The following is a 26418-nucleotide window of genomic DNA, read 5'->3' on the forward strand; positions in this document are numbered from 1 at the left end:
CACCAGGCCCTCTGCATTTGGGGGACTTGCAGATAACTTGCGCGAACCTGCCTGGTGCGACTACCACGAACTGCATGACAGGATGCGGCACAATGACGGCGCCTGACCGAGTGTCGTCAACTTCAGAGACACATCCGTTCCCTTCGCCTTGGCGCCGACTATGCGCTGCCGCCGTTGATCTTGCCTTCCTTTGGGCAGTTACGGAGCTGCTGGTGGCCTTTTACGAGGCCGAATTCATCGCCCTCGGCCGAAGTGGCCGTTTCATCGGGGCGCTCTTCTTCCTTGCCTACCTGGGCGGACAAAACAGTAAGTTGGCCAAGGGTGCCACCTTTGGGAAAAGGCTCCTCGGGCTCCGCGTCGTCGATCAAATGGGCAAGTCTCCGACGCTAGAGAAGAGCGTGCTCCGTGCAGGGTTGTTGGTTGTACCTTTTTTTACGCGCGGCGTCTTTGTCTTCCCCGAAAATGCGTCGGTGGCTTCGGCGACGCATGTTCTGCTGGCGCTCACCAGTTTCGGCTACGGGGCACTCCTGATCGCGAGCTACTTACCGTCACGCTCTAGCGGCCAGGCATTCCACGACCGCTTAGTGGGAACGTTTGTAGTCCGATCACAGGGGACGTTGCCAGAGCTTGTGACCGACTACCGTGCCTCTTGGGCGCGGAGATTTGCCGCGACAGTCTGGCTCACCCTTTGTGCCCTTGGCAGCGCTACGCAATGGTGGTTCTGGGGTGGCTTCCAATGGAATGACATCGTGGAGCTGCGGGCGAGAGTGGCCACGGTTGAGGGTGTCCAAAGGGCTGAAGTGTTTCTCGGTACCTACTATTTCCGTGACCTCTCCGACGCCCAACGGAAAGCCAGTTGGATCGAGGCCCGCGTAGTGTTCAACCATCGGTTCAGCAACTTTCTTGAGCAGTCCCTCCAGGTCGCAAAAGCATTGCTGGCGACAGATATTCCCTCGCGGTTCGACGCTGTGCGCATCACGGTGGGTTACGAATTTGACCTCATGTTTGCCACCCGGCGCTGGCAACAATCGTTCGTGCGGACACCCGCCGAGTGGCGGGAGCTTTTATCTCCTCCACCCGGCGACGTGCAGGCCAAGAGGTGGAGTCACACTAGGCCGTAAAGCTTCGCTGCATTCAGGGCACACATCTGACGCCGCTCGTGCTCGGGAACGCCGCGGAACATTTCCTCGACAACCCGGCGCGTCTCCGGCCAGTCACAGCCGTGATGCGGGTAATCGGTTGACCACATCATATTCTCCACGCCAATGTCGTAGCGATTTCGCACAGCGTAGTGGTCAATCATGAAGGCGATCCGCCAGTTCCGCCGGAAATAGAACGACGGTGGGTGTTGGAGTTTGACCGGCAGCCAGGATCGATTCCTCCACCAGCGATCATCCATCTGCTCGAGGATGTACGGAACCCAACCCGCCCCTGTTTCGACCGCCACCCAAATCAAATTCGGAAAGCGATCGTGAACACCAGAGCTGATAATCTCCGGCATGTCCACAATCATGCTTGCCGCTCCCACGGTAGCTAGCCCGGTCAGGTCATCGCCCCGCACGCCCTTTGGCTTTGGGCGCTGCACCTGACGCATGACCCGCACGTGAAAGTGCACGGGCACCCCAAGAGCCTGACAGGCGTCCCAAAATGGGTCGTCTTCCGGGCGAATCGTTGGGCCGACACTCGGCATGGTGTTTAACCACACCCCCTTCATCCCGAGCTTAAGGCACCGCTCCATCTCGCGAATGCAGTGTTCCACGCTGAGCGCTGGCATGCATGCCAGGCCGATAAAACGGTCCGGCGCGACTTTGACGAACTCTTCCGCGAGCCAGTTGTTGTAGGCCTGCACCCCAGCCATTTGAAATTCCGGATCTGGATCGGAAAAAAAGTGGCTCATCATTCGCGCAGAGCCGTAGAGCACCTCCGCATCGATGCCATCGATGTCTTGCTCCTGCATTCGCGGAATGGCGTGAAAGTTCCCTTGATTGGCCTCAGAAAATTTCACTCCTGTCCAGCGGATGTCCTCGTGCTTACGCCCGGCAGACGCATAGATGCCGATCGGGGCCGGCGGAATATCCGGTGCAAACTGCCACGCTTCACCCCCATCGCCGTCGGGGACAACTTTGGGTGCCTTGTCGTGGAATTTCTTCGGCATGTACTCCTTCCAAATGTGTGGGGGCTCGAGAATGTGCGAGTCTGCCGATATCAACCGATATTCCCGTGCCATCTTTGCCTCCTCCTATGGGCTACCGTGCCGACGACCTCACAAACTAACGATCGTTCATATCGTGAACTCTTCAGCGTGGCAATAGCTCTCGTTGTGGGTTTCGTGTGGGCCGCTCGCTCTGAAACAGCCCCCCTGCTCCTCGATGCACTCCCCTTCCAGTCGTTTGACCCCATCCCACCGCACTGGGTGTTGTGCTCACTGCTCGACGCTCGTTGCCACCGAGTAGGGAGCGGGGTAGGCAATACGCCAAAGGACATCCTTGAGATGGAGGACACAGATGACCGACGAGATGGCAGTGGATCTTGGTAGCCAACACCTCCGTGCTGCAGTCGTGGGAGGTGTGCTTCGTGTCACCATAGACCGTCCCGAACGCCGCAACGCGTTAACCATCGAAATGTACCATGGGTTGAAGAAGGCCGCGGTGCTTGCAGAGAGGACGGCAGCGGTTACTGCGCTTTTGATCACGGGCACCGGTGATTTTTTCTGCGTGGGCGGCGAAATGGCTGGCCAGCACGAGGGAAGCCAACAAATCGATCGCGAGACGGAGCGGTTTGACCTGCTGCCATTTGCGGAGTTCGAGCGTTGTCCCAAAGTCGTCGTTACCGCAGTCAACGGCCTTTGTCATGGCGGCGGCTTGAACCTCGTACTGTTTAGCGATCTCAGCATTGCCTCTGACCGAGCGCGGTTTCGCGCCCCGGAGCTTCTTCGCGGCGTTGCTGACTGTTTCCTCGCCGCCAGGCTCGCTACCCGCGTCGGGGTTGCACGCGCCAAGGACCTGTTGTTCACGGCTCGGGAAATCTCTGCGGCTGAAGCTGGCGCCATCGGGCTAGTCGGCCGGGTAGTACCCTCTTCGCAACTTCCGGTCGCGGTGGAACAGTTGTTGGCCGAAATTCGCCAAACGGCTCCACGCGCCCGCACCTTGGTCAAGCGGGACATGAACCGCCACCTCCCTCCGATTGACTACGCGATGTTCGCCGAGTCACTCGCCTCGGACGAGGTGAAAGAAGGCTTTGCCGCGTTTCGCGAGAAACGCATGCCTTCTTGGGCCCACGGCAGTTGACGAACGAACGTTAGTTTTATACGGGAGGTATCGTGCCGAAAACTGCCAGGACGACGCAGCGGGCCAAATTGCAGGCTACCGCCACCCCACCCACGCGGGAGTTGATTCTCGACGCCGCCGAGCGCTTGTTCGCGACACGCGGGGTCGACGGCGTTGCCGTACGTGATCTCGCGCGCGAACTGGGGCTCACGGCACCGAGCCTGTACAACCATTTCCCGAGCAAGCAGGCTCTGTACGACGCCGTGTTGGAACGCGGCCTCCGACCGATTCTCGATTTGATTCGTGGCGCTTGGAGCGGAGGTAGGCTCAGACCCGAGGAAACTTTGGATCAGTTATTGCGTCACCTCGCGGAACACCCACACTTGGCGCAGCTCCTTCAACGTGCGCTGCTGGACGAAAACAGCGGTGGGGCGGCCCTCATGGGTAAATGGCTCGGCCCAATGTACCAAGAAGGAGTCCGCGTCCTAGGCGCAGCGGCGGAAACAGCCGGTTGGGAGCGTGAAGAGCTTCCGCATCTGGCGATGGCGCTCTTTGGGATGGTGTTTTCGTACTTCACGAATTTGAACGCTGTGAAGTTTCTCGCACCGCGCCTCCAACCGCTGGCGGCACGCCAAATCGAGCTCCAGCGCCGCGTTTTGGAAAAGGCGGTCTACCGGCTGCTCGGGCCACAACCTTCCAAGCCTCAGAATTCCAAATAGGGGCGCAGCGGACCACCATCTGATGGGGAGGAAGTGATGAGCGAAAGCACCTACGGACGCATTACCGACGAGGGATTAGCGAAGATTCGTGCGCGCATTGGAAAAGGGTTTACGGGCCGGCGGCCCTGGCGCACGGAAATTACCCGCGATGCCATTTACCACCTCGCACTCGCAATCGGCGATCTAAGCCCGCTCTACCTCGACGAAGAATACGCAAAAAAGACCCGCTGGGGTACGTTGTTGGCGCCGCCGATCATCGTTCAAACTATGGACACACTCCGGGCTGTTGGACACAGCGGGTTGCCGGAGGGCCTTCCGGGTGTCCATTCCATCTGGACCGGCTCGTACTACGAGTGGGAGCGCCCACCGATGCTCGGCGATCGCATCCGGGCAGACGCGTACCTTAAGGATGTCCGAGAGAAGGAAAGTACCTTTGGCGGTGGCCGAGCGGTCTACCAAACCTACGAAGCAAAGTACTACGACCAACATGGAAACTACATTGGTCTGCGGCAAGATACGTGGATTCGCGTAGAGCGAGATAAAACCGCCGAGAGGAAGAAGTACGGTTCGATTCAGTTAGCCAAGTGGACCAAGGAAGATATTGACCGCTTCCTGGAAGAATACCGCAACGAACAGCGTACTGCGGAACGATACTGGGAGGATGTACAAATTGGAGAGCCAACGCATACGCTGATCAAAGGTCCACTCACGCCCACCGCGGAAATTGCCTTCGAGGCTTATTTCGGCATCTACCTGGTCGGCAACAAAGTTGCCGCCCAGCTTTATGAGAAACATCCTGCGCTCATGATTCCCAACGAGCAAGGTGTCCCAGAGCCTCCGCAGCGCGTGCACTGGGACAATGCCTTTACCCAACGCTTGCTCGGGCTCCCGGGCGCCTATGATCTTGGCCCCGAGCGATGCTCGTGGTTGATTCAAGGGGTCACGAATTGGATCGGCGACAACGCCTTCATCACCAAGATCGACGCGCGCTACCACCGGTTCAATTTCATGGGAGACGTTACCTGGGTCAGAGGCAAGGTAACCGACAAGTACGAGAAGAACGGCAAAGGGTACGTGCGTTTTGCACTCGAGTGCGTGAACCATCGCAACGAGGTGACCGCTACCGCGGATGCAGAGGCAGAACTGCCGAAGCGATCTTCCTGACAAACCCCCAAGCGTTTAATCGGCGTAAATCTCGAGCAGCGCTCCGGTGGTGTTGTCGGAGGGGTTTTCGTCGCCTGATGGGCCGATCGCTTCAAACTGCAGTGTACAGCGGTAAGGACTCGCCCCCTGCATCAACTCGACTACTTCCTTGTTCAACCTGATCGGGACCTTCGCAAACCGCCTCCTGCCGTTCGGTACCACAACTTTATCAACAGGCAGAGCACCGGGGCGATGGAACTCCGGAGTTCCGACCGTGCCTGGAGGACAGTCTCCGTCGCGACCAACCAGTGTGACCGCGTGACCCGCCACGTCCAAACGGTCCGCATTGGCCACGCCAACGCGCAAGGATCTAGCGATTGTCTTTTGTCCGCGACGAAAGCGGATCCGAGTAGGGCGCGCGGAGAGCACGACTGTTTGATGCTTCCGTTCTACGTATGGCTGGTCCGACTGAACCAGGTTCACTTCCAACAGCGCCACATTATTCCAGGGAGTCGGATCCTCGTTGCCTTCGAGTGCAACTCCAGCTCGAACCAACAAGCGGCAGCGATATGGAGATCCTCTGTTCGGTGCATGGATAGCCTGGGGATTGACGAACAGACGCAGCGCTCCCGTCGCACGTCGGCTGCCGCGAACAAGTACGATGTCCGGCGTGACCGGGAGGGCCGCAGGGAAAGTCAGGTGCAAGTCGACCGCCCCTGGCGCGCAGTCCATCGGCACGGCCGCTACGCGAACTGGTGCATCGGCCCCAGACATCGTTGACAGGTTGCGAATGCCCACCCTCACTTCGATCACGGCAGGCGTTGGCGCCGAAAGCTGCACGTTCTTAGGCCACAGTGGCTCGACCATGACATCAAGGCGCGTGACCGGGGTGGCCGTGCTGGTCGGTGTGACCTTGGCAGTGTGAGTTTCCGTTGGCGTCGCAGTGTGGCTCGTCGTAGGCGTGATCGTACCGGTCGGCGTTTTCGTACGTGTCGAGGTGTGGGATCTCGTTGCGCTCGGGTTTGCCAAAGTCGCTGTCGGACTCGGCACGGGGGTAGCCGTTCTCGTAGGTTCCTGCGTTGGGGTGGATGTCGGAGTCGGCACGACTGGTGGCGGGCAGGGCTCTGGAGGCAACGGCCGGCAGCCCAAGGAAGGCACACAAGCCAGACAGTGCACTAAAGGATCACAAGACTCGAACCGGCACCGAGCGGAGCAGCCATCGCAACCAGTAGCATTGCCGTCGTCGCACTCCTCCGGGAAATCTTGCACGCCGTCGCCGCAGCGAGGGCACGGAATGAGGCAGTCCACCTCTTCCGATGGGGTACAAAAAGGGTTCGGAGTTAGAAACGGCTGAGGAAGGGCGCCGCCGTCGCGAATCATCGGAAGCGAACTGAAACTATGAGAAATCAATATCGTGCCGTCCTGACCGGCAGCAACCGAGCGCTGCGCATTCAGCGTGCCATCTATTCGGATGCTGCGACTTGCCGTCACCACCAGGGATCCACCTGCGCCCCCACCGCGCGAGAGGATGCGGCCACTACTAGACACCTGGACGGCGCAGCCCTGCAACACCACCGAACCTGCGATGCCGCAAACACCATCCTCGCAACCTCCCGCAGAGGCATCTACTGTGCTGGATACAACGACCTCACCGGAAGGCACCAAACGCCAGGATTCTTCTCCAGCAAGCAACTTGACCTCGCCTCCCCGTGAACCAGCGGATCGGCCGCGCGCGTCGGCTGATCCAGCCAACTGCAAGGCCTCGGCTGCCACGACTGCTAATTCGCCACCCTCAAGGCCGCCACTTGCATCGATGGCCGCTGTGGTTTGCACGGCTCTGCCAGCAGACAAAAGCAGATTGCCTCCGCCTCCTTGCGACCCGTTCGCCCGGACCGAGATAATTCCACCTACCACGATGGAGCCAGCGGCCTCCGCCGTAACTACGCCTCCCTCTCCATCTGGCTCGGCCCCCTCAGCCAATATTGAGCCATTTACAACGAGATCGCCGTAGCTGACGTCCAGATCGACGACTCCTCCGTCGCCGCCGAAAGCGTAAGTGGCCCCGCTCCCCAGGGCGCGAATCCCGCCTTGAATTTGCAGGCCACTATACGCCACTAACTTGATCGAACCTCCAGATCCTCCCACGCCCGTGCCATTTGCCCGAATCCACGAGACAACCATCCCTCCGCCCGCTCCCGCATCAACCTGCCCGCCGTTCGCTCCGGACACGTTCACGTCGGCCCCAATTTCAATGTCGCCCCGAGCCTGTAGGGTAACACTGCCTCCCCCGTTTAGGCTTTCGGCGCCCCCCGTTGCGGTGATCTCGGCTGAGGGCGCGATGTAAATTCTGTTCGCAGCTTCAATCACGATGTTCCCTCCGTCCGCAACGGACGTACCGTGGCTTGCCAGTAAGCGGCCATGAATCTCGACTGCACCACCCGCAGCAATCTGGATTCGCCCTCCAGCGCCATTCCCCGTGGCATCAATCCGAGCGCGCGTCGTTCCCCCTTCGAGGACCACCGTACCGCTTGCCTCTATATGAGCCGTCCCGCCCCGATTCGTCGGTGGCCGCTCGCCTTGCCCTCGCACATCGATCAGCGATCCGCTTCGCATCGTCAAGTTCGCAGCCAGGATTTTGGCTCGTCGAGGCCCAACCACCAGGCGCGCCGTAGCCTCCAACACCAGCGTACGCCCGCCGAAGTCCAATACACACCCGTCCGCAACCGTGTGCGTGCCGCGCACGGAGCAGACTCCCTGCATCGAACAGCCTCCCTCGCGGGCAAGTATCTCACCAGCCGTGCAGACCGTTTGCGGCAGGGACGTCGCGGGACTCAACAGAACAGCTGCAATCAACAGCACAATCAACATAATACATCATTGTGTGCACAACACAGAGTTGTCAAGACATGTTGTTTAAGCTTCTGCGCTTGCGCTTTGGTTGCAGTTGCGCGGATGGTCAAAAGGTGCCCCAAAAGTGACCAACGTCTCCCAATTGGGAAACAAACAGCGCGGTCGTTAAAGCTAACCCTAGGCTCCCTCTCGGCGACGTGGCAGAAATTGCGGTGGCTCAAAGCCCGCGAAGGAGTTTCGCTGAGCCCTTAAGCCCTAGCTCAGATCACAGAGAGGAACTGGGCGAAATATCGCCGCGCACCCGCCGTTCGCGGCCCGAACCAGGTAAGTGCCTTGCCACTGACAAAATAGATGCGATTCGAGCGTGCGGCTGAGGTTTGCGCCAGAGGTGCGAGCTCTGGGACGTCTTTACGACTGAAGCGATAAGGCTCATCCGGGAGCAAAATGATCTCGGGATCGAACTCCGCTATTGTACGGAGATCAACGACGGGGTACCGTTCCTTCTCTGCATGGGCTGCGTTCAGCGCCCCGCAGCACGACAGTAGTGCGTGCGCGTACGTGTCGCAGTTAAAACTCATCCACGGGTTCTTCCAAATAGGACAAAACACACGCACCGGCCGCTCTTGTGGTTCAAAGCCTGGGTGCGGTGCAAGGATTTGAGCGACCAAGTTTTGTACGCGCGCTTGCGACGAGATCAAAGCGCCAACTTCCTGCACCATTTGCGCAACATCTCGGAGCGAACGCGGGTAGGTTACGAATACTCGGAGGCCCGCTCGACGCAGGGATTCGACGTCCTCACGCCGGTTTTCCTCCGCATTCGCAAGGATCAAATCAGGGTGAAGGCGAAGAATCGCTTGTAGGTCAGGGTTCTTAGTCCCGCCAACTTTCGGTAGCCTGTCGACGACCGCCGGCGGCTCCACGCAATAGCGAGTGACCCCAGCCAGCGTGTGGCCCAGTCCGAGAAAGCACACTAGTTCTGTCAGGCTCGGCACTAAACTCACGATCCGCCGTGCCGGAGGCTCGACTTCGATCTCACAGCCCAACGCATCGCGGATTCTCATCTCGTTCCCTGCTTCATCGTGGTATCCTGCAGCTTTACTGGCGAGCCACGGGGGGCCACATGCCGACTAAACGCGGCCAAAGACTTCTGTAGGGGACGTTCTCACGATGGCTATGACCCAATGTCGTGGGCGTAGGAGCAATCGGTTACCCGATTCCTGCGAGCCAAAAGTGCCTGACGGGAATCGTCCTCACACCGAAGCTCCGGGCGCTCGAGGCGCTCACAGAAGGCGCGGGACTACGTCGCGACAGAAACGGTCGAACATCTCGGGGACAGCAAAGTTGCAGAATAAGTAACTCACGCCTAACTCGTCCCGGCGACGTCGGATTTCTTCCGCAATTTGCTCTGCGGTTCCCACAAGGGTATTCGGCGATCGATAGATGGCCTGGAGATCATCCACACCCAATGTTTGTGCCATGGCCTGCGCTAACATTTCGGCCTGCGACGGTGAATCGCCTAAAACCACGTACACCATCGCCGACAACTCGATCTCCTCCGGGTTACGCCCCGCTTCTTTGCATGCCATCCGCAGGTAGCTCACGCGGGAAGCAAACTCGTTCAAATCGAACGATACTGTCTTCTCCATCGCCAAGCGTCCCAGCGCACCGGCATACGGTGGGATGATATTCACGATGTCGGCCTCGCGCGCCGCCAGGCGCAACAACGGCCTTCCCCCTCCACCCAGCATGATGCGCGGCGTCGGTTGTGGTTTGGGACTGTGAGGCGCATTGCGTAGTTGATAGTAACGCCCGTCGAAAGAGACCTCATCCTCTCGCCACAGGCGTTTGATTACCGTGACGGCCTCCGCCAATTGTGCCACCCGCTCGGCGGCGGGGAGATAAGGGAAGCCAAGCGCTTCATACTCATCCCGAAACCACCCTGCGCCGATCCCCAACTCCACGCGCCCTCCTGTGATTTGATGCAACGAGGAAATGATTTTGGCTGTCAGGGCGGGATGCCGAAAAGAATTGGCGGCAACCAGTTGCGTGAGGACAACACGACGCGTGAGGGTGCTTAAGGCGCTCAGCAAGGTAAAGCACTCCAGTCGTGGCGTGAACCGGTCGTGCCCCATCAGGCCCGTGATGAAGAAATGGTCTTCCGCAGCAACGGCGTAGAATCCGGAATCCTCCGCCTGCTGCGCTACCGTCTTTGCGCGAGCGAACTCTTGTAATGGAAGAACAACCCCAAGCTTCAGTGCATGAGCCATGGTCTCGCATCCTTTCGCGGCACAGATCTCTTCAAGCGCCAACCCGCTTCGTTACACAGAATTGCCGTTTCCGCCACCATCGGAGACCGGCCTGGATGACGCTCAGCTGATCCAGCCCCTCAACCCCGTTGTACCAGTGTAGGCCCAAGGCACGTGCCCGTTCGCTGCGCGCAGCCAGCCAAAACCACAACCTCCAATCCCAGCCGTAGAATCGCTGTTCCAGCCAGTGCAATCGTCGCAATTTGCGCCCGAGCCAACCACGCTGGATCCGCCGCTCGTAGTCCTCGACAACAGCATCGCCCCGCTTGTACGCGGCCAGTATGCTCTCCGCGGCATGCCGGCCGAACTCGAAGGCATAGGAAATACCCTCCCCCAAGAGCGGATCCACACCCACTGCATCCCCCACCAGCAACACCTGCCCGCTGGCAAGTCGCGCCTTATGGTGAAACAAGGGGATCGGATGGGCGTACACGCGGCCAGCCGTAACCTGCAGTTCGTCTAACAGCTGCTGCAGCAGCCTTTTCATCCGGCTTCCTTGACCTGCAGCGCGACTCGCGTACACGCCAACATTCCAGTGCAAAGCCCCTGAGATTGAGCAGGGAAAAATCCATGCGTAGCCACGGAGTCCTCCAGCCACGGGCCGAAAATCTAATTGGCATGTCGCGGTGAGTTCATGAACGCGACCCGACAGGATGGGCTGCGGAACGGCGACATCCGTCATGATCGCACGCCCAAATCGTGCCTCGAACTGGCCGAAAATGCGCCGCCGTACGATGCTTCCCGCGCCATCTGCCCCGACAACGATGTCTGCGACGTAGGTGTTGCGCTCGCTCGTCACACGCACGAGATATCCGTCGCGCTCCACCTCGACGACGCGCTCTCCTTGGCGAACCCTTACACCGCGGCTCTCGCATGCGGCAACCAGCGTTGCGTCGAAACGGTCTCGCCGCACCACGGTGCAGGCCCGTTCTTGCTCGTACTCTACGATACCGAAGGTGGTCCGCGCCACGGCTTTGTCCACCTGAACAGCGTCGGGGTCCAGGGGCACCTTCAGCTCCTCGAGGCAGGCTACCGTATGCGGGATCAAACCACCAGCACAGACCTTGAATCTCGGGTGGACTGCCTTGTCCAGCAACAAAATTTCCGACGCCAGCTCGGGAGCACGATGCACGAGGAATAAAGCGGTCGCCGTTCCCGCCGGGCCAGCACCAACAATCACGATCGAGTGCCGCTCCACCTGACCGCTCCGAATTCAGTCAGGCCTCAATCGCTCCGGGGCCGGATATTCTCCCGAATCCAACTCAGGATCTCTTGCCCGGAGGTGCCCGGAGTAAAAATTTCCTTGACCCCCATCCTCTTCAGCTCCGCTGCATCCTCCGGAGGAATGATGCCCCCACCGAACACGGGAATCTCCTCGACACCCCGGTTACGGAGGCAATCGAGCACGTCGGCAAACAACGTCATGTGAGCGCCAGAGAGAACACTCAAGCCGATGGCGTCCACATCTTCTTGGATCGCGGCCTCAACGATCATCTCGGGAGTCTGGTGCAGGCCGGTGTAAATCACCTCGTACCCTGCATCTCGTAACAAGCGCGCAATGATTTTGGCGCCGCGATCATGTCCGTCGAGTCCTGGCTTTGCAATCAAAATCCGCAGGGGACGCTTCGTCGCACTCATTGCCGCCATCGCGGGTGTTCGTGGTTTGCTTTTTCCAAACTCCGGGGCTCAAATGTACGCGGGATCGCGGTACACACCGAACACTTCGCGGAACACGTCGGAAATTTCGCCCACCGTTACTTCCTGCTTGACTGCCTCGATAATCGGGGGCATCAGGTTGCTCCCCTCACGCGCCGCCCGACGCACCTTTTCCAATGCAGCGGCGACAACGGCGCGGTCGCGCGCTGCTTTGCGCTCACGCACTCTCTGGACCTGCTTCTTTTCGACCTCTGGCGGGATCCGCAACACCTCGATGGGCGCCTCCTCACGAATTTGGTACTTGTTCACACCCACCATGACCTTCTCACCTCGTTCCAATTGCTGCTGGTAGCGGTAGGCCGCCTCGGAGATTTCTTTCTGAGGAAAGCCCAGCTCGATCGCGCGCACGATTCCACCGAGCTCGTCGATGCGGCGAATATAGTCCCACGCTTCCGCCTCGATCTGGTTCGTCAGCGCCTCGACCGCGTAGCTGCCGCCGAGCGGGTCGATGAAATTCGCCACGCCAGTTTCCTCGGCGATGATCTGTTGGGTGCGCAAGGCCACCAACACAGCTTGTTCGCTCGGCAATGCCAAAGTTTCGTCCATCGAATTTGTGTGCAGCGATTGCGTGCCCCCTAAAACCGCGGCCAGTGCCTGAATTGCCACGCGTACGATGTTGTTCAGTGGCTGCTGCGCTGTGAGGCTACATCCAGCGGTTTGGGCGTGGGTGCGCAGTCGCCAAGATTCCGGATTTTTGGCTCCGAAGCGCTCGCGCATAATCTTCGCCCACATGCGGCGCGCAGCACGAAACTTGGCGATTTCCTCAAAAAAGTCGTTGTGGACGTTGAAGAAAAAAGACAGCCGTGGTGCGAACGCGTCCACGTCGAGCCCGCGCTCCAGCGCTGCCTGCACGTAGCCGATGCCGTCCGCCAGGGTAAAGGCGAGCTCCTGCGCCGCCGTCGATCCAGCCTCACGGATGTGGTAGCCGGAAATCGAGACGGGGTGCCACCGCGGAGCCTCGCGGGTGCAAAACTCGATCATGTCGACAATGATGCGAACGGAAGGCTCGGGAGGACAAATCCACTCCTTCTGAGCAATGAACTCCTTGAGCATGTCGTTTTGAATGGTTCCTCCGAGCTTCCACAGCGGAATTCCTCGTCGCTCGGCAACGGCGAAGTACATCGCCAGCAAAATGCTGGCTGTGCAGTTCACAGTCATGGATGTCGTGACACGATCGAGCGGGATGCCGTCAAACAGGGCTTCCATGTCGGCAATGCTCGACACTGCAACCCCCTCTCGCCCTACCTCGCCCCGAGCCCGTGGGTGGTCGGCGTCGTATCCCATGAGGGTCGGCATGTCGAACGCAGTCGACAGGCCGGTTTGCCCCTGCTCCAACAAGAAACGAAAACGCTCGTTAGTATCTTCCGCTGTCCCGTAGCCAGCAAACTGGCGCATCGTCCATAGTTTTCCCCGATACATGCTGGGGTAGACCCCTCGCGTAAACGGGAACTCGCCGGGAAATCCCAAATCCCGCTCATAAGAGAAATCCGGCAAATCTTCCGGCGTGTACAACGGCTCCACTGCGGTGTCCGAGATTGTCGTGAAGCGCGGTAATCGATCTCTTTCCCTCGGGTAGTTCTGCTCGAGCCAATCGCGTTTTGTTTTAGTCACGGTCCTCTACCCTCCAGAGCGTCTCTCGAGCCTGGCGGCGTGCGATCATCGCTCGTGCTGTCGCTAGCCACGGTTCGGGCACCAGAACACGGACTTCACCCAGCGCACAAAAAGTTAGCGGCTGTAGGGCGAAGCGGTGGTTAACCAGCACGCACGGAATACCCTGATGTTCCAAGAACCCCTTGACCAAATGGGCTTCCGCTTCGATCGGCGTTCCGAAACACACCTCCCAGGACACAAGCTCTCCCACCTTTCAGCCGAACTTTGCCGCTCGCTTCTCGCGGAACGCGCGCATGCCTTCGCTGCGGTCCGGATGCGCAAACGTGAGCCCGAACGCATCCGCCTCCCGGTCGCATCCGGTAACGATGTCCGTGTTCCAGGCGGCACGCAACGCCGCTTTCGCTTGCTGTAAGGCAAACTGCGGCTTGCAAGCCAATTCTCGTGCCAAGGCTGCCACTGCGTTGTCGAACTCGGCGACGTTTACTACTCGGTCAACCAAGCCAATTCGGCTCGCCTCGGATGCCGAGATTCGTGCCCCGGTAAAAATCAGGTAGCGGGCCATCCCAGGACCCACCCGGCGGATCAATCGCTGGGTGCCCCCGAACCCAGGGATGATGCCCAGGTTGATCTCCGGCTGGCCGAACTGAACATCCTCACTCGCAACGATAAGATCGCACGCCAACGCCAATTCGAGTCCCCCCCCCAAAGCATAGCCACGCACTGCGGCAATGACTGGCGCCGGGTATTCCTCCACCCGTTGGAACAGCCGTTGACCCAGGCGGGCAAAGGCACGCGCCTCCACGGGCGTCATTTTTTCCATTTCCGCGATGTCGGCTCCGGCTACAAAAGCGCGCTCTCCTGCTCCGCGAAATACCAAACAGCGGACAGACTGGCGGTGGAGTTCATCCAACGCACGGCTCAATTCCTCCAGCACCTTCGCACTCAGGGCGTTTAAGGCCTTGGGGCGATCGACCGTGACCCAACCCACACTCTCCCGCAATTCCCATCGAACCGAGCCGTCTTCTCGCATCGCTAATACTCCGGCTTGAAGTCGAACCGATGGATGGCCTCGATGTAGCGAACCGTATGCGTGCGCGACCGCATAACCAGGGAGTTCGTTGTGGCGCCCCCGCGAAAAAACCGAACACCCCGCAGTAAATCTCCATTTGTCACGCCGGTGGCGGCAAACATGACACTCCCGCTCGCCATCTCGTCGGCCGTGTATTTCCGCCCGATGTCCTCAATACCCAGCGCGTGACAACGACGGACCTCTTCTTCGTTTCGTGGCCGCAACCGCGCCTGCATCCCTCCCCCGGCGCAGCGAATTGCCGCCGCGGTCAGAATACCCTGAGTTGCCCCACCGACACCAAGGAGCATGTCGATGCCTGCCTCAGGCCGCACTGTAGCGATTCCGGCGGCTACGTCCCCATCCGGCAAAAGTTTGATTCGTGCCCCCGCCTTACGAACTTCGGCAATCAGGGCGGCATGGCGCGGCCGATCGAGGATGGCCACCGTGAGATCAGCGACATAGACTCCTTTGGCTTCCGCTAAGGCTTTGAGGTTCTCGGTTGGTGAGCGATCCAGGTCAACGACATCGCGCCCTTCCGGACCGACAACGATCTTTTCCATATGTGTTTCAGGGCAGCGAAGGAACCCATCTCGTTCGGCGAAGGCGATGACGGACAAAGCGTTGTAGCCGCCGGTGGCACAAATCGATGCTCCCTCGAGCGCGTCCAAGGCAACGTCGATTTCCGGGCCCTCGCCGCTACCCACGAGCTCGCCCACGTAGAGTGCCTCCACCACTCCGGGCTCGCCTTCACCGACGGCTACCCGACCCCGAATAGCAATCGACCGAATTGCCTTGCGCATCGCCTCGGCGGCAGCCCGGTCGCTCCCCGCAACATCGCCACGGCCCATCAGTCGCGCGGCAGCCAGTGCCGCCGCTTCGGTTACACGGACCGCCTCCAGCGCCAGGTTCCGATCCATCCCTTCTGACTCCCTAAATGATGTACTTACCGAAGCGCTGCGCAGCGGTCCAGCACGACCTTCAGAGAGCACATGGCTGCAGGCCGAGTGCGTGGCCTACGGCGCGAATGATTTCATCGATACTGATCTCGCCGTCTTCATTCCCATCCCCGGCGGGGCACTGGTTCAATGGAGCGGTCCCCAGGGCAATATTGACCATCTGGACGAGCTCATCGATCGTCACCTCGCCATCACGCCCACAGTCACCAACACAAGTTGAAACGGGAATCGTTGGTGTCCCCGTGGGCGTGACTGTGGGAGTGTCACTTGGGCTAGGCGTCACGGTCGCCGTATCACTCGGCCGTGGTGTTGCGGTTGCGGTCAGACTCGGAGTCACTGTCGCCGTGGGTGAAGCTGAATACGTGCTCGTCGGCGTTGCCGTGGTTGTCGCTGAACTGGTCGCGCTCGCGGTTGCGCTAGCCGTTGGCGTTGCCGTTGGCGTAACCGTGGCCGTACCCGTGGGGCTAGCGGTACTCGTGTTGGTCGGGGTGGCTGTGACTGCGTGGGTCGGGCTTGCACTGCGGCTCGGCGTGGCTGAAGGCGTCGGCGAATGTGAAGAGGTGGCCGTTACGCTTGCACTCGGGGTCGGCGTGCTTGTCACCGGAGGAGTAGCGGTAACGGTAGGGGAAGGCGTCATCGTCCGGGTATGCGTTGGTGTTCGTGTGTTGGTTGGCGTTGGCGTGGGAGCATCGGGGCAAATCGCGCAGCCAACTTGAGGGTCGCATGCGACGCCACCCGCGCAGAATTCTGCTGGCGGGCAGCTTTCAAACCGGCATGCCGAGCTACAACCATCACAGTTCAAACTGTTGCGGTCATCGCACTCTTCAGGAAACTCGATCACTCCATTGCCACAAGTCGTGCACGGCACCAGGCAGTCCTCGGCGGCCTCCAAGTTCGTACACAGCGGCCGCGGGTTTAGCGAAGGCGTGGGCCGCACGGCGTTAGCCGACAAGACCGGTGACGTCGTGTTCGGGAAGAAGATTCCGACACTGCCGTTCGTACCAGCGCCCGTTGTCGCCAGTGCGGTCACGGACCCGCTGACTTGAACCTGTTGGCGCCCGGTCAATCGATGGAAGCCGCCCGCGTCCGGGGCATTACCATTCATCCGCCCATTCGCGGCGACCGTGAGCGTACAAGCTTCCACATCCGTCGTGCCTCCTTCGCCGCAACCGGCCTCTGTACTACAAGGGCCACCGCTCACGTCGACCGTATTGGCGATGGTTAGATTGCCGTTACCGAAGTCCCCCGCGACAATGGAAACGTCGCCGCCCACTCCTCCTGCTGCCCGACCGCTAACGTCGATGGGCGCATTCAGCACAATATTGCGGCCGGCCACGATGTCTAACCCTCCTCCACCACCCCCGCCACTGACGTCGATCGCCGGTGCCGACTGCGTCGAGGTCACAATATCTCGTGCCGCGGTTAGGGCAACTGTGCCTCCGACCCCCAGGGATCCATCGCTGCGGGTGGATACTGTTACGCCACTGGCAATTTGAATGTCACCGTTGGCATCAATGTCGATATCCCCTCCATCCCCATCGGGATCGGAACCCTCGAAACGAAGATTCGCTCGGATCACCACGTCCCCCAAGAGGGTCTCGATTGAGAGCGATCCGCCCTCGCCTCCTGCAGTGGGGTCTGCCGTCCCACCGTTACCCGTGATCACACCTGCAATCACCACCCGGCGGCCCGCAGAGATCGTAATCGTCCCCCCGCTGCCGGCCTCACCAGTACTGCTGGCAGCAGCCCCGCTGAAGGTGATGTTTCCGCCGGCCGACACATCGAGCGTGCCGCCATTACTACCGCGGATGTCGATTGACGTGTTGGTAGCAAGCGTGACGTCGCCCCGCGCTTGCAAGTCAATTTGCCCCCCACCGCGGATCGCTTGGCTGCCCCCCGTCACAAGGATCTCTGTGATCGGCGTCGCACTCGTAGACAGATTACCGCCAGAGATCACGGTTACACTCCCGCCATCGGCAGTGGAGCGCAAATTGGTAGCGAGCAGCCGCCCATTCAAGGTCACGTTGCCAGTGGCTTCGATGCGAATGGTTCCCGCGGCGTTGTTTGCTGAGGCATCGATGCGCGAACGGTTTCCGGACACTCCTTGGATGTCCACCGTTCCCGAACTAAAGATGCGGACGGTGCCTCCGTTGGCCGACCGTCCCGATGTGCCCGTTCCCTGCGCGTCAATAAGAGCACCCGGCGCCATCGTAAAGTTCGCCGCCTGGATGGTCAGGTCGCCAGAACCTACGGTAATGCGACTCGTACTCGCCAGCGAGACATTTCTCCCACTAAAATTAAACACACAAGGTGCCGCCGACGGCACCTCGTACGCCTTCGTGATCACGCAGTTCCCCGTCGGACCGCAATTGGGTTCCTGAGCAATAATCTCATTCGCCGTACACGCAGGGATCGCAGCCGCAGTGCTTGGTAGGAGGACTGCAGAAGCGGCGAGGTACACACAACCGAGTTGCCAGACCCGGAGCTGCCCCGCTGCTTGGAGACCAACAAGCCTGCGCACCACTTCCACCACAAAAGCGCGTAGGCTTCCGAGGTTCCACACTCCGGCAAGCCACCGGTGCAGCACTTTCGCTTGCCCCCAAGTCACGCGGTTTCCTTCCCTAGCCCTTCCTCGATCGGCAATACCATGGGCTTTCCGTTCACAACTTGTGTGCGCCCCATTTGCTGCAAGGCGCGGCGCAACTGGCCCGCAGTTGCCCGATGGGTACGCATCACCACGGGAACCCAGCCATTGTTATGACGCCCACGCTGCACCATGGCAGCAATCGAGACTTTTTCCCGTCCCAAGATACCCGCAATCTTGGCCAAAACCCCAGGGCGGTCCGCCAGCGACAGCCGCAAGTAAAATTCCGACTCCACCGACTCGGGTGCAACCAGCCGCCCTTCTCTTTGGCGTTGAACCGGGTAGCCCAGCGGGTGGAATCCGCTGGCATCAGGTGCCAGGCGAAAACGAGCCGCGTCGACAATGTCGGCGAGCACGGCCGTTGCTGTTGGCATCATGCCGGCTCCAAGCCCATAGTAAAAGGTTTGTCCCAAGGCCTCTCCTTGCACGACGATGCCGTTGTACGCCCCGTTTACGTCAGACAACACATGCCTTTGCGGAATCATCGTGGGCGCCACCCTCGCCTCCACCTGTGTGCCACGAACTTTGGCAATTGCAAGTAGTTTAATCGCGTAGCCGAGCTCGCGGGCATACTGGATGTCAAGAGGGGTAACTTCCCGAATTCCTTGCACAGGGATGCGTGAGAACGGGACACGTTGCCCAAACGCAAGCTGAATTAACAGGCATAATTTGTGTGCGGCGTCGATGCCGTCTACGTCATAGCTCGGATCTGCTTCGGCCAGTCCTTCCCTTTGAGCGTGCTCCAGCACGTCAGCGAAGGCGGCTCCCGCGCGGCTCATTTCGCTGAGGATGTAGTTCGAGGTGCCGTTGACAATGCCGTAAATCGCCTGCACTCGGTCTCCCACTAAAGCCTCGCGCAGGGTGCGTACGATAGGAATTCCTCCACCAATGCTGGCTTCGAAGCCCAACCGAACCCGCGCCCGCTCGGCCTCGGAAAAGATCTCCTGACCGTGCACCGCCAACAGCGCCTTGTTGGCGGTCACGACGCATTTGCCCCTGCGCAGGGACTCCAGCACAAACGTTCTTGCTGGTTCATATCCTCCAACGAGCTCCACAACGATGTCCACCTCCGGCGCCGCGATGAGCTGCCGCGCATCACGCGTCAGCAACTCCCGCGGCACGTCCACCCCTCGGTCGCGCTCCAAGTCTACGTCCGCAATGCGCACGAGGCGCAAGGGCACGCCCACGCGGGCGCGGAGAGCTTTCTCGTGCGCCAATAAGAGCCGCACCACCCCCGTCCCGATCGTTCCGAACCCGATGACGCCGACGCCGATAAGCTTCTGCATCTCACCAACTCCCCCGGCTGCGTCCCACACTGCGGGCCTGGCCGTCGAGACCGCCCGCAGTCAAGCAATTCCTCGGACTTGCCCTTGCCCCGCTCGTTCGAACGCGCGCCGGATTCCCCGTACTGCCTGCCGGATGCGATGCTCGTTCTCGATCAGGGCAAAGCGCACAAACCCATCGCCATACTCGCCAAAGCCAATCCCCGGCGAAACAGCCACTTTCGCCTCCCGCAGGAGGAACTTCGCAAACTCTAGCGAGCCGAGGTGAGCAAACTGCGAGGGGATCGGGGCCCACACAAACATCGTCGCCTTGGGCCGTTCCACGGGCCAACCAAGACGGTTTAAACCCTCTACCAGAACGTTGCGCCGCGACTCGTATCGGAGGCGAATCTCTTCCACCCATTCCTGTGGACCATTCAAGGCGTGAATGGCGGCAATCTGAATCGGCTGGAACATCCCGTAATCCAGATAACTCTTGAGCCGACCCAAGGCGTGCACCATCGCCGCGTTGCCGACCGCGAAGCCAACTCGCCAGCCCGGCATGTTGTAGCTCTTCGATAGGGTGAAAAACTCTACCGCGAGCTCTTTCGCGCCCGGAACCTGCAAGATGCTGGGCGCTCGAAACCCATCAAAGCAGAGATCGGCGTAAGCCAGGTCGTGCACCACCAGGAGCTCTTGCTCGCGGGCAAAAGCCACCACTTGTTCGAAGAATTTCAAGTCGACGACGGCGGTCGTCGGATTGTGAGGGAAGTTCAGCACCAGCATCTTCGGGCGAGGCCGACAGCCCCTCGCAACACGAAACAACTCTGCCAAAAAATCCTGCCCCGGTAGCAGAGGCACAGGACGCACATCACCACCAGCAATGATGACCGAGTACTGGTGGATGGGGTACGTCGGGCTGGGGCACAACACAACGTCGCCGGGGCCAAGTACCGCCAAAGCGAGGTGACCCAGACCTTCCTTGGAGCCAATGGTCACGATTGCCTCTGTCTCAGGATCTAACTCCACGCCAAACCGGCGGCGGTACCAACTCGTGATAGCCTCGCGCAGTTTGAAGATTCCGCGCGATACGCTGTAACGATGATTCACCGGCTTGCCGGCCGCCTCGATCAGTTTCGCCACGACGTGCGGGGGCGTGGGTCCATCAGGGTTCCCCATACCGAAGTCGATGATGTCCTCTCCTGCACGGCGTGCTTGCTGTTTTAAATCCCCTATAATGTTGAATACGTAGGGAGGCAGTCGTCTTACGCGTGGGAAGTCGCATTCCATGCTGCTTTCCGCTCCTCACCGACCGGCATGGCCAAGAGAAATTCCACCACCATTAAATCAATCCAATCTACAGCGCAAACAATGCGGTTGTTGCTGCATTCTAGAGACCGTTGACTCAGCTGAGCATCCTTTGTCCCCGTCACGCGGGGCGGACGCGGCCGCGCCCTGCATTCGCACCACCGCTTTTTTCCACAAGCACCGTGCGCGGATGGGTTACACTCACAAGATTCACGCACTGCTGACTTCCGTATTGCAATATGTCAGGGAGCTCGGTAAGCGGCTAACACAGCGAAGTCGATGGTGAAGATGTAAAGTGCTCGGAGGTGCACATGACGATATTGGGATTGGCGCGCAACGCGTTCATGCTCGCCGGGCTTGTGGCCATGGTCTCCCTCACAGCAGTCATGTTTGTTTCCACGCCCTCGCCGTCAGAAGCTCAGAGCAAGGTGCAAAGACCGCCGAGACCCACGCCCAAACCCCGTCCAACCCGCGTGCCACGGCCAACACGGATTCCCGGCCCGCGCCAAACCATCATCGTACCGCCTTCACCCACCGCGACGCCCGACATCCCGCAAGGTAATGCCACTCCATCTCCGACGGCCACGCCAACGATGATCGTTGGGAACCAAGAGTGCCCTGGAATTCCCGTGACTTGTCCGCGCCCACCGGCTTGCCCCACAGGCAACAAGCTCGGCCAGCTTTATTACAAATACCCGTCGTCCGCACCGGTGATCACGACGAAACCAAGCGAAATTCGCTTGCACCGCCGCTCCAATGGAATCTTTCCTGATACCGAGATCGGTTCGTTTTCGCTCACCGATAAAGATGGAATCGTGGTTGTGCAGATGCCTCGATTGGAGTTCCGCCGAGATGGTAACGGTTGGATCGCCGAAACGGCTGACGGTTGGGTGCGGCTTGCCCCTAAAGAGGTTGGACCAGGGTACACGTTTCAGGTGCAGTTCAATAACCCGAACTTCCCCCCTGGCTACTTCAGCGTCGTCTATCAAATGTGCTTTAGCGTGGGCGACGACGGCGTAGACGAACAGATTGTTTGCCAACCTAAGCCACGCGACGGGTTCCTCTGCCACAACAACGGTCCGACATTCTGAAGAGCCCGCTCTGACTGGCGCGCTATGCTCCGCTAGTTAGCTGCAAGCCGCGCGTTAGTCCCGAGTAACGCGCGATAGAGTCTGGTTCAGCGCAGAGAATACCAGCTCAGAGCGCCGGATTCGCTTCTATGAATCCGGTTCCGGGTGCTCGACCAGTTGCTTCTTCCTTCGCCCCCGGCTCGAGCTTTTCTTTTCCTCGCCCTTCTTCGCACCCGCCGTCTTTTTCCCCGGGGCCCCTGTAGCTGTTTCGACTCCTGCGGGGCTCGTCCGGCGAGGCACCTTTGTAACACGCTCTCCTTTCTTCGTGGTACGGCGAGCCCTCGTTTCTTTGGTCGGCGCTTTGCGAGCTCGTCGCCTACCGCTCGTGGCGGGCTGATCCACAGCAGCCTCGCTGGGAGGCGTCAGCTCTTCAGCTCCAGCACTCGTGGCATCATCAGAAGAATCTGCCGCCAACGGCGCTCTTTCCTCTTCTTCTGCACTGCCCGAGATTGGTCCACGAACCGCAAGATCCTCTGGCGTTTCGTCGCCAACCGCCACGATCCGCTCGGCTCCGGCGTCTGAAGGCACTTGCGCTGAAGCGGAGGTCTCATGTTCCACAACTTCTTCTGTTGCAGGAAAGCCGAAACCATCGGCTCGAGACTCGACAGCCTCCTCCGTAGCCCTAGACGCCTCGCCGCTCTCCTCAGCCTCCTGCAGCGCCTTCCCCTCTGTGAAGTGATCCGTCGCTTCTCCCAAAGGGGCCGAGACGTGGGCAGCGAATACGCTCAGGCCCTCTTGAATGGCAGCAGCCGCAAGACGACCCTTACCGCGACGGCGACCACGCCTCCTCCGGCGCTTGGCTTGGCGCGTTGCATCAGCCCCTACCGAGCCGGATGCCGCTATCACCGGTGCTTCGGCGACGGCATCGGTGCGAGGCTCCGAAGTCGAACCCCCTCCTTCGATCGCCGTGGGTATGTTGCCATCCGCCCCAGCACTCCCCATCGGAGCGTTTGCGACCTCGAGCGTAACTCCTCCCGGTCGCAACCCGCTGCCAGCATCCACTGCTGGCACCGCTGCCCGAGGTTTGACCTCGATTTCGCACTGATGAGGCATCAGATCTGTCTTAGGGGCGACCACGATCTTCACGTTGTAGCGGCGCTCCAACTGTGCCAGATCCTCGCGCTTCTGGTTCAAAAGGTACAAAGCCACGTCGGCTGGCACTGCGACGCGTAACGAACCGACGTCTGCTTGGGCCACCCGATTATGCACTTTACGTAGGGCCACTAATGCCGCAGATTCCACCGTGCGCACGAGTCCATAACCGTCGCACATCGGACACGTCACGTAGGTCGTTGCGGTGGCCGCCGGGCGAAGCCGCTGCCGGGAAACTTCGAGAAGGCCGAAGTGCGAGATCCGCCCGACTTCATGCCGCGCCTTGTCTTCAAACATCGCTGTTCGGAGAGCCTTCTCTACCTCGGTGATGTGCTGCGGATTGCGCATGTCAATAAAATCAATCACGATTAAACCACCGAGGTCGCGCAAGCGGAGCTGGCGAGCGATCTCCACGGCAGCCTCGAGATTCGTTCGGAAAGCAGTTTCCTCCTGATTGGCGCCCCGCACCGATCGCCCGGAGTTTACGTCGATCGCGGTCAGCGCTTCAGTGCCATCGATCACGATGTACCCGCCAGATTTAAGCGGCACCCGCCGCTTGTAAATCGACTCGATTTGGGACTCGATGTTGAAGTACGAGAAAATCGGCTTGTCCCCCTGGTACAGACGCAAGGCCCCTTCTTTCTCCGGCAGTACGTCGCGCAAGAATTTTCGCGCCCGCTCGAACACCTCCTCGTTGTCGACATAAATCTCGTCAATGTCCGGGGTGAAGTAGTCGCGGATGTTGCGCAATACGAGATCGTGCTCCCGGTACACCAAGGAGGGTGCTTTCGTTTGTGCCGCCGCCTGCTGGATGCTTTCCCACAAGCGCAAGAGGTATGTGAGATCACGCTGCAGGTCAGCTAGGCCGGGGTCGAAGCCGACCACCGTGCGCACGATGATGCCGAAGCCTTCTGGCGGGTGCAGTTTGTCAATCAGTTCCCGAACGCGCACCCGGTCCGCCCCTTCGATCCGGCGGGAAATTCCGGATTCGTCCGAGCCAGGCAGGAGTACCAGAAACCTGCCGGGCAGCGAGTAAAACGTGGTGAGCGTTGGCGGCTTGCTGCCGAACTGCTCCTTCACAATTTGCACCAGCAGCTCATCCCCAGGCTTCAGCAGCTCTTGAATCCGTGGGCGGCGTCGTTCCCCATTCGTCGCAAGGCGCAGGGGCTGGGGGAGGTGCCTAAAGCAAATCTCATCTAGAGGCAAAAATGCATTGCGCTCTGCTCCAATATCAACGAATGCCGCCTCTAACCCGGGCTGCACTCGTTGCACTAGACCTTTGTAGATGTTGCCTTTCAGGTGCTCTCGATTACACGACTCAATCTCGAACGAAACCAACGTCCCGTCTGCCACGATGGCCACACGGCTTTCTTCCGCGTGGGTGACGTTGATCAACATGACTTTGGCCATGAAAAATCTTGTTCCTCCTGATCACGAATCCACAACGCTCACGGACGTTACAACAACTAAGGTAGCGTGGGCATCTCACCGGTGTAAACGTTACTGGCTTTGAACCGTGGCTTTCGCGCGCTCCTGGAACAACCGTCACAGGGCTGCAAAGCCGGAGCTTATCCGATCCGATGTCCACCCGCACACACAAGCTTCCCGTCCTCACCCCAGTCTTGGATACATTCTGCTCAAAGAGTTTACCGGGTCCGCGTTGTCGGTAACAGTTCACCTCGCGGGCCTTGCATCCTTCCACCCCTCCAGCGCATGCCCCATGCATCGCGAAACTAGCTTGGCTTAGTCAAGGCCAAATTCACGATATTCCTTCCTTCAAGGTGGAGTGACTCCAAGCTACACCACGTGCATTGCTGTGCAACGCTGATTTCCACTAGTTTGGGAATTCGATGCGTGTCTGCGAACTGCTGAACGGGGCTCGACCGGTATTCTCTTTTGAGTTTTTTCCGCCCAAGACACCACAGGGAGAAGAAGTGCTCTTCAAAACGATCGCGGCCCTTCGCCCGCTGCGACCGGGGTTTGTCTCGGTTACCTACGGTGCCGGTGGTAGCACGAGAGAAAAGACGCTGGAGTGGGTCAGCCGGATCAAGCACGAGATGGGGATCGAGGCTGTCGCGCACTTGACCTGCGTTGGAGCAAGCCGCGGGGAGATTGGGGAAATTTTGCACCGCATCCAGGCATTGGGAATCGAGAACGTTCTGGCCTTACGTGGAGATCCCCCGCGCGACGCACCTCGTTTTGAGCCGCCGGTGAACGGCTTTGCACACGCATCCGAGCTCGTCCGCTTTATTCGCGACCAAGGCTTCTCTTTTTGTCTTGGCGGAGCAGCATACCCCGAAGGCCACATCGAGGCACCTGACTTGGACACAGACCTCTTTTACCTCGAACGGAAGGTTGCTGCCGGGGTCGATTTCCTGATAACTCAACTCTTCTTCGACAATGAATTCTTCTTCCGCTTTCAAGACCGTGCGCGAGCTGCAGGCATTCGCGTGCCCATCATTCCGGGAATCATGCCGATCACCAACGTGAGCCAAATCGAGCGATTCACACAACTCTGCGGGGCCAGCATCCCGGCGGGGCTCCGCTCCCGCTTGGATGCAGTACGCGACGACGATCGCGCAGTGCGAGCCATTGGGATCGAGCATGCGATCGCCCAGTGTGAAGCACTCCTCGAAGCGGGTGTGCCGGGTATTCACTTCTATACGCTCAACCAGTCACCGGCGACGCGTGCGATCGTGGAACATCTCCGCTCCAGGATCTGATCGTGCCGGTCATCATTACCTATAAACCGCTGGACGATCCCAAAAGGGAACCGGTCAAAGGAGCCGGCCGACTTGTCACGCATCGCTGCCATGACGTTCATGGAACCTTGCATACGCAACGTTTTCCCCTCGGAAGTGTTGGGGGAGTGACGTACCTGGATGCACTTTGCTTGCTTTGCGGAGCGCACCTGGTTTGGGTGGAGGAGGTTGAGTTCGACGCAACAACCCTCACCGGGGAAGACCCTAGCCGGACAAGGCTGACGAGTGCTTGACTAACGTAGAAAAAATGGGGTAGCCATGGGCGAAAATTTTCGCCGGTTGGTGCATTCTACTTGACAAAGTTGCAAGGAATCAGGTAACAAGTTCGTCACTGATGGTAGAGCGCACTTGAAACACCAAATGGTCCGGTTGGGCCTTACGAGGGGAGGGAGTATGAAATTCAAGAAAATGGGATGGATCGCGCCAGTTAGCACGGCAATCACGGCAGCGGCAGCACTCGCACTCATTGCTCTTCCGCTGGAAGCACAGCACAAGCCGCACAAGCCCCATAAGCCGCACAAGCCTCATGTGCAACCCGAGCGGCCCGAGAAGCCAGTTCGTCCCCCCACAGTCCTCCGCCCGCA

At 59.7% G+C, this 26418-nt stretch carries 21 protein-coding genes; 7 read left to right on the top strand and 14 right to left on the bottom strand.

Annotation, left to right across the window (positions count from 1 at the left end; all coding sequences use genetic code 11):
* Positions 1-92: 92 nt before the first annotated feature.
* Positions 93-1121, top strand: a complete 1029-nt coding sequence (locus N3C12_14390) for an RDD family protein (protein MCX8073615.1) — start codon at positions 93-95, stop codon at positions 1119-1121.
* Here the strand turns inward: N3C12_14390 and N3C12_14395 are convergent.
* Entirely contained in the window at positions 1106-2227 is a 1122-nt protein-coding gene (locus N3C12_14395) for an amidohydrolase (protein ID MCX8073616.1), read from the bottom strand. The genes N3C12_14390 and N3C12_14395 overlap by 16 nt on opposite strands.
* A 277-nt stretch (positions 2228-2504) precedes the next feature.
* On the opposite strand from N3C12_14395, the gene N3C12_14400 reads away from it, so the two are divergent.
* The 3 genes from N3C12_14400 to N3C12_14410 are packed head-to-tail and all read left to right on the top strand — an operon-like array spanning position 2505 to position 5149.
* The gene (locus N3C12_14400) at positions 2505-3287 is read left to right on the top strand and encodes an enoyl-CoA hydratase/isomerase family protein (protein ID MCX8073617.1); all 783 of its coding nucleotides are present in this window, start codon (positions 2505-2507) and stop codon (positions 3285-3287) included.
* Positions 3288-3319: 32 nt separating this feature from the next.
* On the top strand, positions 3320-3985 hold the full coding sequence (locus N3C12_14405; GenBank protein MCX8073618.1) for a TetR/AcrR family transcriptional regulator: 666 nt from the start codon (positions 3320-3322) through the stop codon (positions 3983-3985).
* A 36-nt stretch (positions 3986-4021) separates the two neighbouring features.
* Positions 4022-5149 carry a MaoC family dehydratase N-terminal domain-containing protein gene (locus N3C12_14410; GenBank protein MCX8073619.1) on the top strand — a complete coding sequence of 376 codons (1128 nt, stop codon included), beginning with the start codon at positions 4022-4024 and terminating at the stop codon, positions 5147-5149.
* Between the two features lie 15 nt (positions 5150-5164).
* Here the strand turns inward: N3C12_14410 and N3C12_14415 are convergent, their stop codons facing one another.
* From N3C12_14415 to alaC, 12 genes are all read right to left on the bottom strand, one after another.
* On the bottom strand, positions 5165-7888 hold the full coding sequence (locus tag N3C12_14415) for a hypothetical protein (GenBank protein MCX8073620.1): 2724 nt from the start codon (positions 7886-7888) through the stop codon (positions 5165-5167).
* A gap of 350 nt (positions 7889-8238) precedes the next feature.
* Positions 8239-9039 (bottom strand): helical backbone metal receptor, encoded by an 801-nt coding sequence (locus N3C12_14420; protein ID MCX8073621.1) that lies wholly within the window; start codon positions 9037-9039, stop codon positions 8239-8241.
* A 219-nt stretch (positions 9040-9258) separates the two neighbouring features.
* Positions 9259-10245 carry an LLM class flavin-dependent oxidoreductase gene (locus tag N3C12_14425; protein MCX8073622.1) on the bottom strand — a complete coding sequence of 329 codons (987 nt, stop codon included), beginning with the start codon at positions 10243-10245 and terminating at the stop codon, positions 9259-9261.
* A 31-nt stretch (positions 10246-10276) separates the two neighbouring features.
* Positions 10277-11482, bottom strand: coding sequence for an NAD(P)/FAD-dependent oxidoreductase (locus N3C12_14430; protein ID MCX8073623.1), 1206 nt, complete (start codon positions 11480-11482; stop codon positions 10277-10279).
* A gap of 26 nt (positions 11483-11508) precedes the next feature.
* Positions 11509-11922, bottom strand: a complete 414-nt coding sequence (locus N3C12_14435; protein MCX8073624.1) for a cobalamin B12-binding domain-containing protein — start codon at positions 11920-11922, stop codon at positions 11509-11511.
* A gap of 48 nt (positions 11923-11970) precedes the next feature.
* Entirely contained in the window at positions 11971-13611 is a 1641-nt protein-coding gene (locus N3C12_14440; protein ID MCX8073625.1) for a methylmalonyl-CoA mutase family protein, read from the bottom strand.
* On the bottom strand, positions 13604-13849 hold the full coding sequence (locus N3C12_14445; GenBank protein MCX8073626.1) for a DUF2007 domain-containing protein: 246 nt from the start codon (positions 13847-13849) through the stop codon (positions 13604-13606). The genes N3C12_14440 and N3C12_14445 overlap by 8 nt, the downstream gene beginning before the upstream one ends.
* Positions 13850-13864: 15 nt before the next feature.
* On the bottom strand, positions 13865-14641 hold the full coding sequence (locus N3C12_14450; protein ID MCX8073627.1) for an enoyl-CoA hydratase-related protein: 777 nt from the start codon (positions 14639-14641) through the stop codon (positions 13865-13867).
* 2 nt (positions 14642-14643) lie between these two features.
* Positions 14644-15597 (bottom strand): class II fructose-bisphosphatase, encoded by a 954-nt coding sequence (gene glpX / locus N3C12_14455; protein MCX8073628.1) that lies wholly within the window; start codon positions 15595-15597, stop codon positions 14644-14646.
* A 61-nt stretch (positions 15598-15658) separates the two neighbouring features.
* Positions 15659-18244: a hypothetical protein gene (locus N3C12_14460; GenBank protein ID MCX8073629.1), complete on the bottom strand. Its 2586-nt coding sequence runs from the start codon at positions 18242-18244 to the stop codon at positions 15659-15661.
* Positions 18241-19566 (bottom strand): homoserine dehydrogenase, encoded by a 1326-nt coding sequence (locus N3C12_14465; protein MCX8073630.1) that lies wholly within the window; start codon positions 19564-19566, stop codon positions 18241-18243. The genes N3C12_14460 and N3C12_14465 overlap by 4 nt, the downstream gene beginning before the upstream one ends.
* 60 nt (positions 19567-19626) lie before the next feature.
* Complete coding sequence (gene alaC / locus N3C12_14470; protein MCX8073631.1) at positions 19627-20832, bottom strand: alanine transaminase; 1206 nt, start codon at positions 20830-20832, stop codon at positions 19627-19629.
* Between the two features lie 329 nt (positions 20833-21161).
* On the opposite strand from alaC, the gene N3C12_14475 reads away from it, so the two are divergent.
* On the top strand, positions 21162-21941 hold the full coding sequence (locus N3C12_14475) for a hypothetical protein (GenBank protein MCX8073632.1): 780 nt from the start codon (positions 21162-21164) through the stop codon (positions 21939-21941).
* 126 nt (positions 21942-22067) lie between these two features.
* Here the strand turns inward: N3C12_14475 and N3C12_14480 are convergent, their stop codons facing one another.
* On the bottom strand, positions 22068-24482 hold the full coding sequence (locus N3C12_14480; protein ID MCX8073633.1) for an Rne/Rng family ribonuclease: 2415 nt from the start codon (positions 24480-24482) through the stop codon (positions 22068-22070).
* 440 nt (positions 24483-24922) lie between these two features.
* Here N3C12_14480 and metF point away from each other — a divergent pair, with 440 nt between their 5' ends.
* Positions 24923-25795, top strand: a complete 873-nt coding sequence (metF, locus tag N3C12_14485; GenBank protein ID MCX8073634.1) for a methylenetetrahydrofolate reductase [NAD(P)H] — start codon at positions 24923-24925, stop codon at positions 25793-25795.
* Positions 25796-25797: 2 nt separating this feature from the next.
* Positions 25798-26067: a hypothetical protein gene (locus N3C12_14490; GenBank protein MCX8073635.1), complete on the top strand. Its 270-nt coding sequence runs from the start codon at positions 25798-25800 to the stop codon at positions 26065-26067.
* The last annotated feature ends 351 nt before the right edge of the window (positions 26068-26418 follow it).

Source organism: Candidatus Binatia bacterium (assembly GCA_026415395.1).
Classification (GTDB): Bacteria; Desulfobacterota; Binatia; order HRBIN30; family HRBIN30; genus HRBIN30.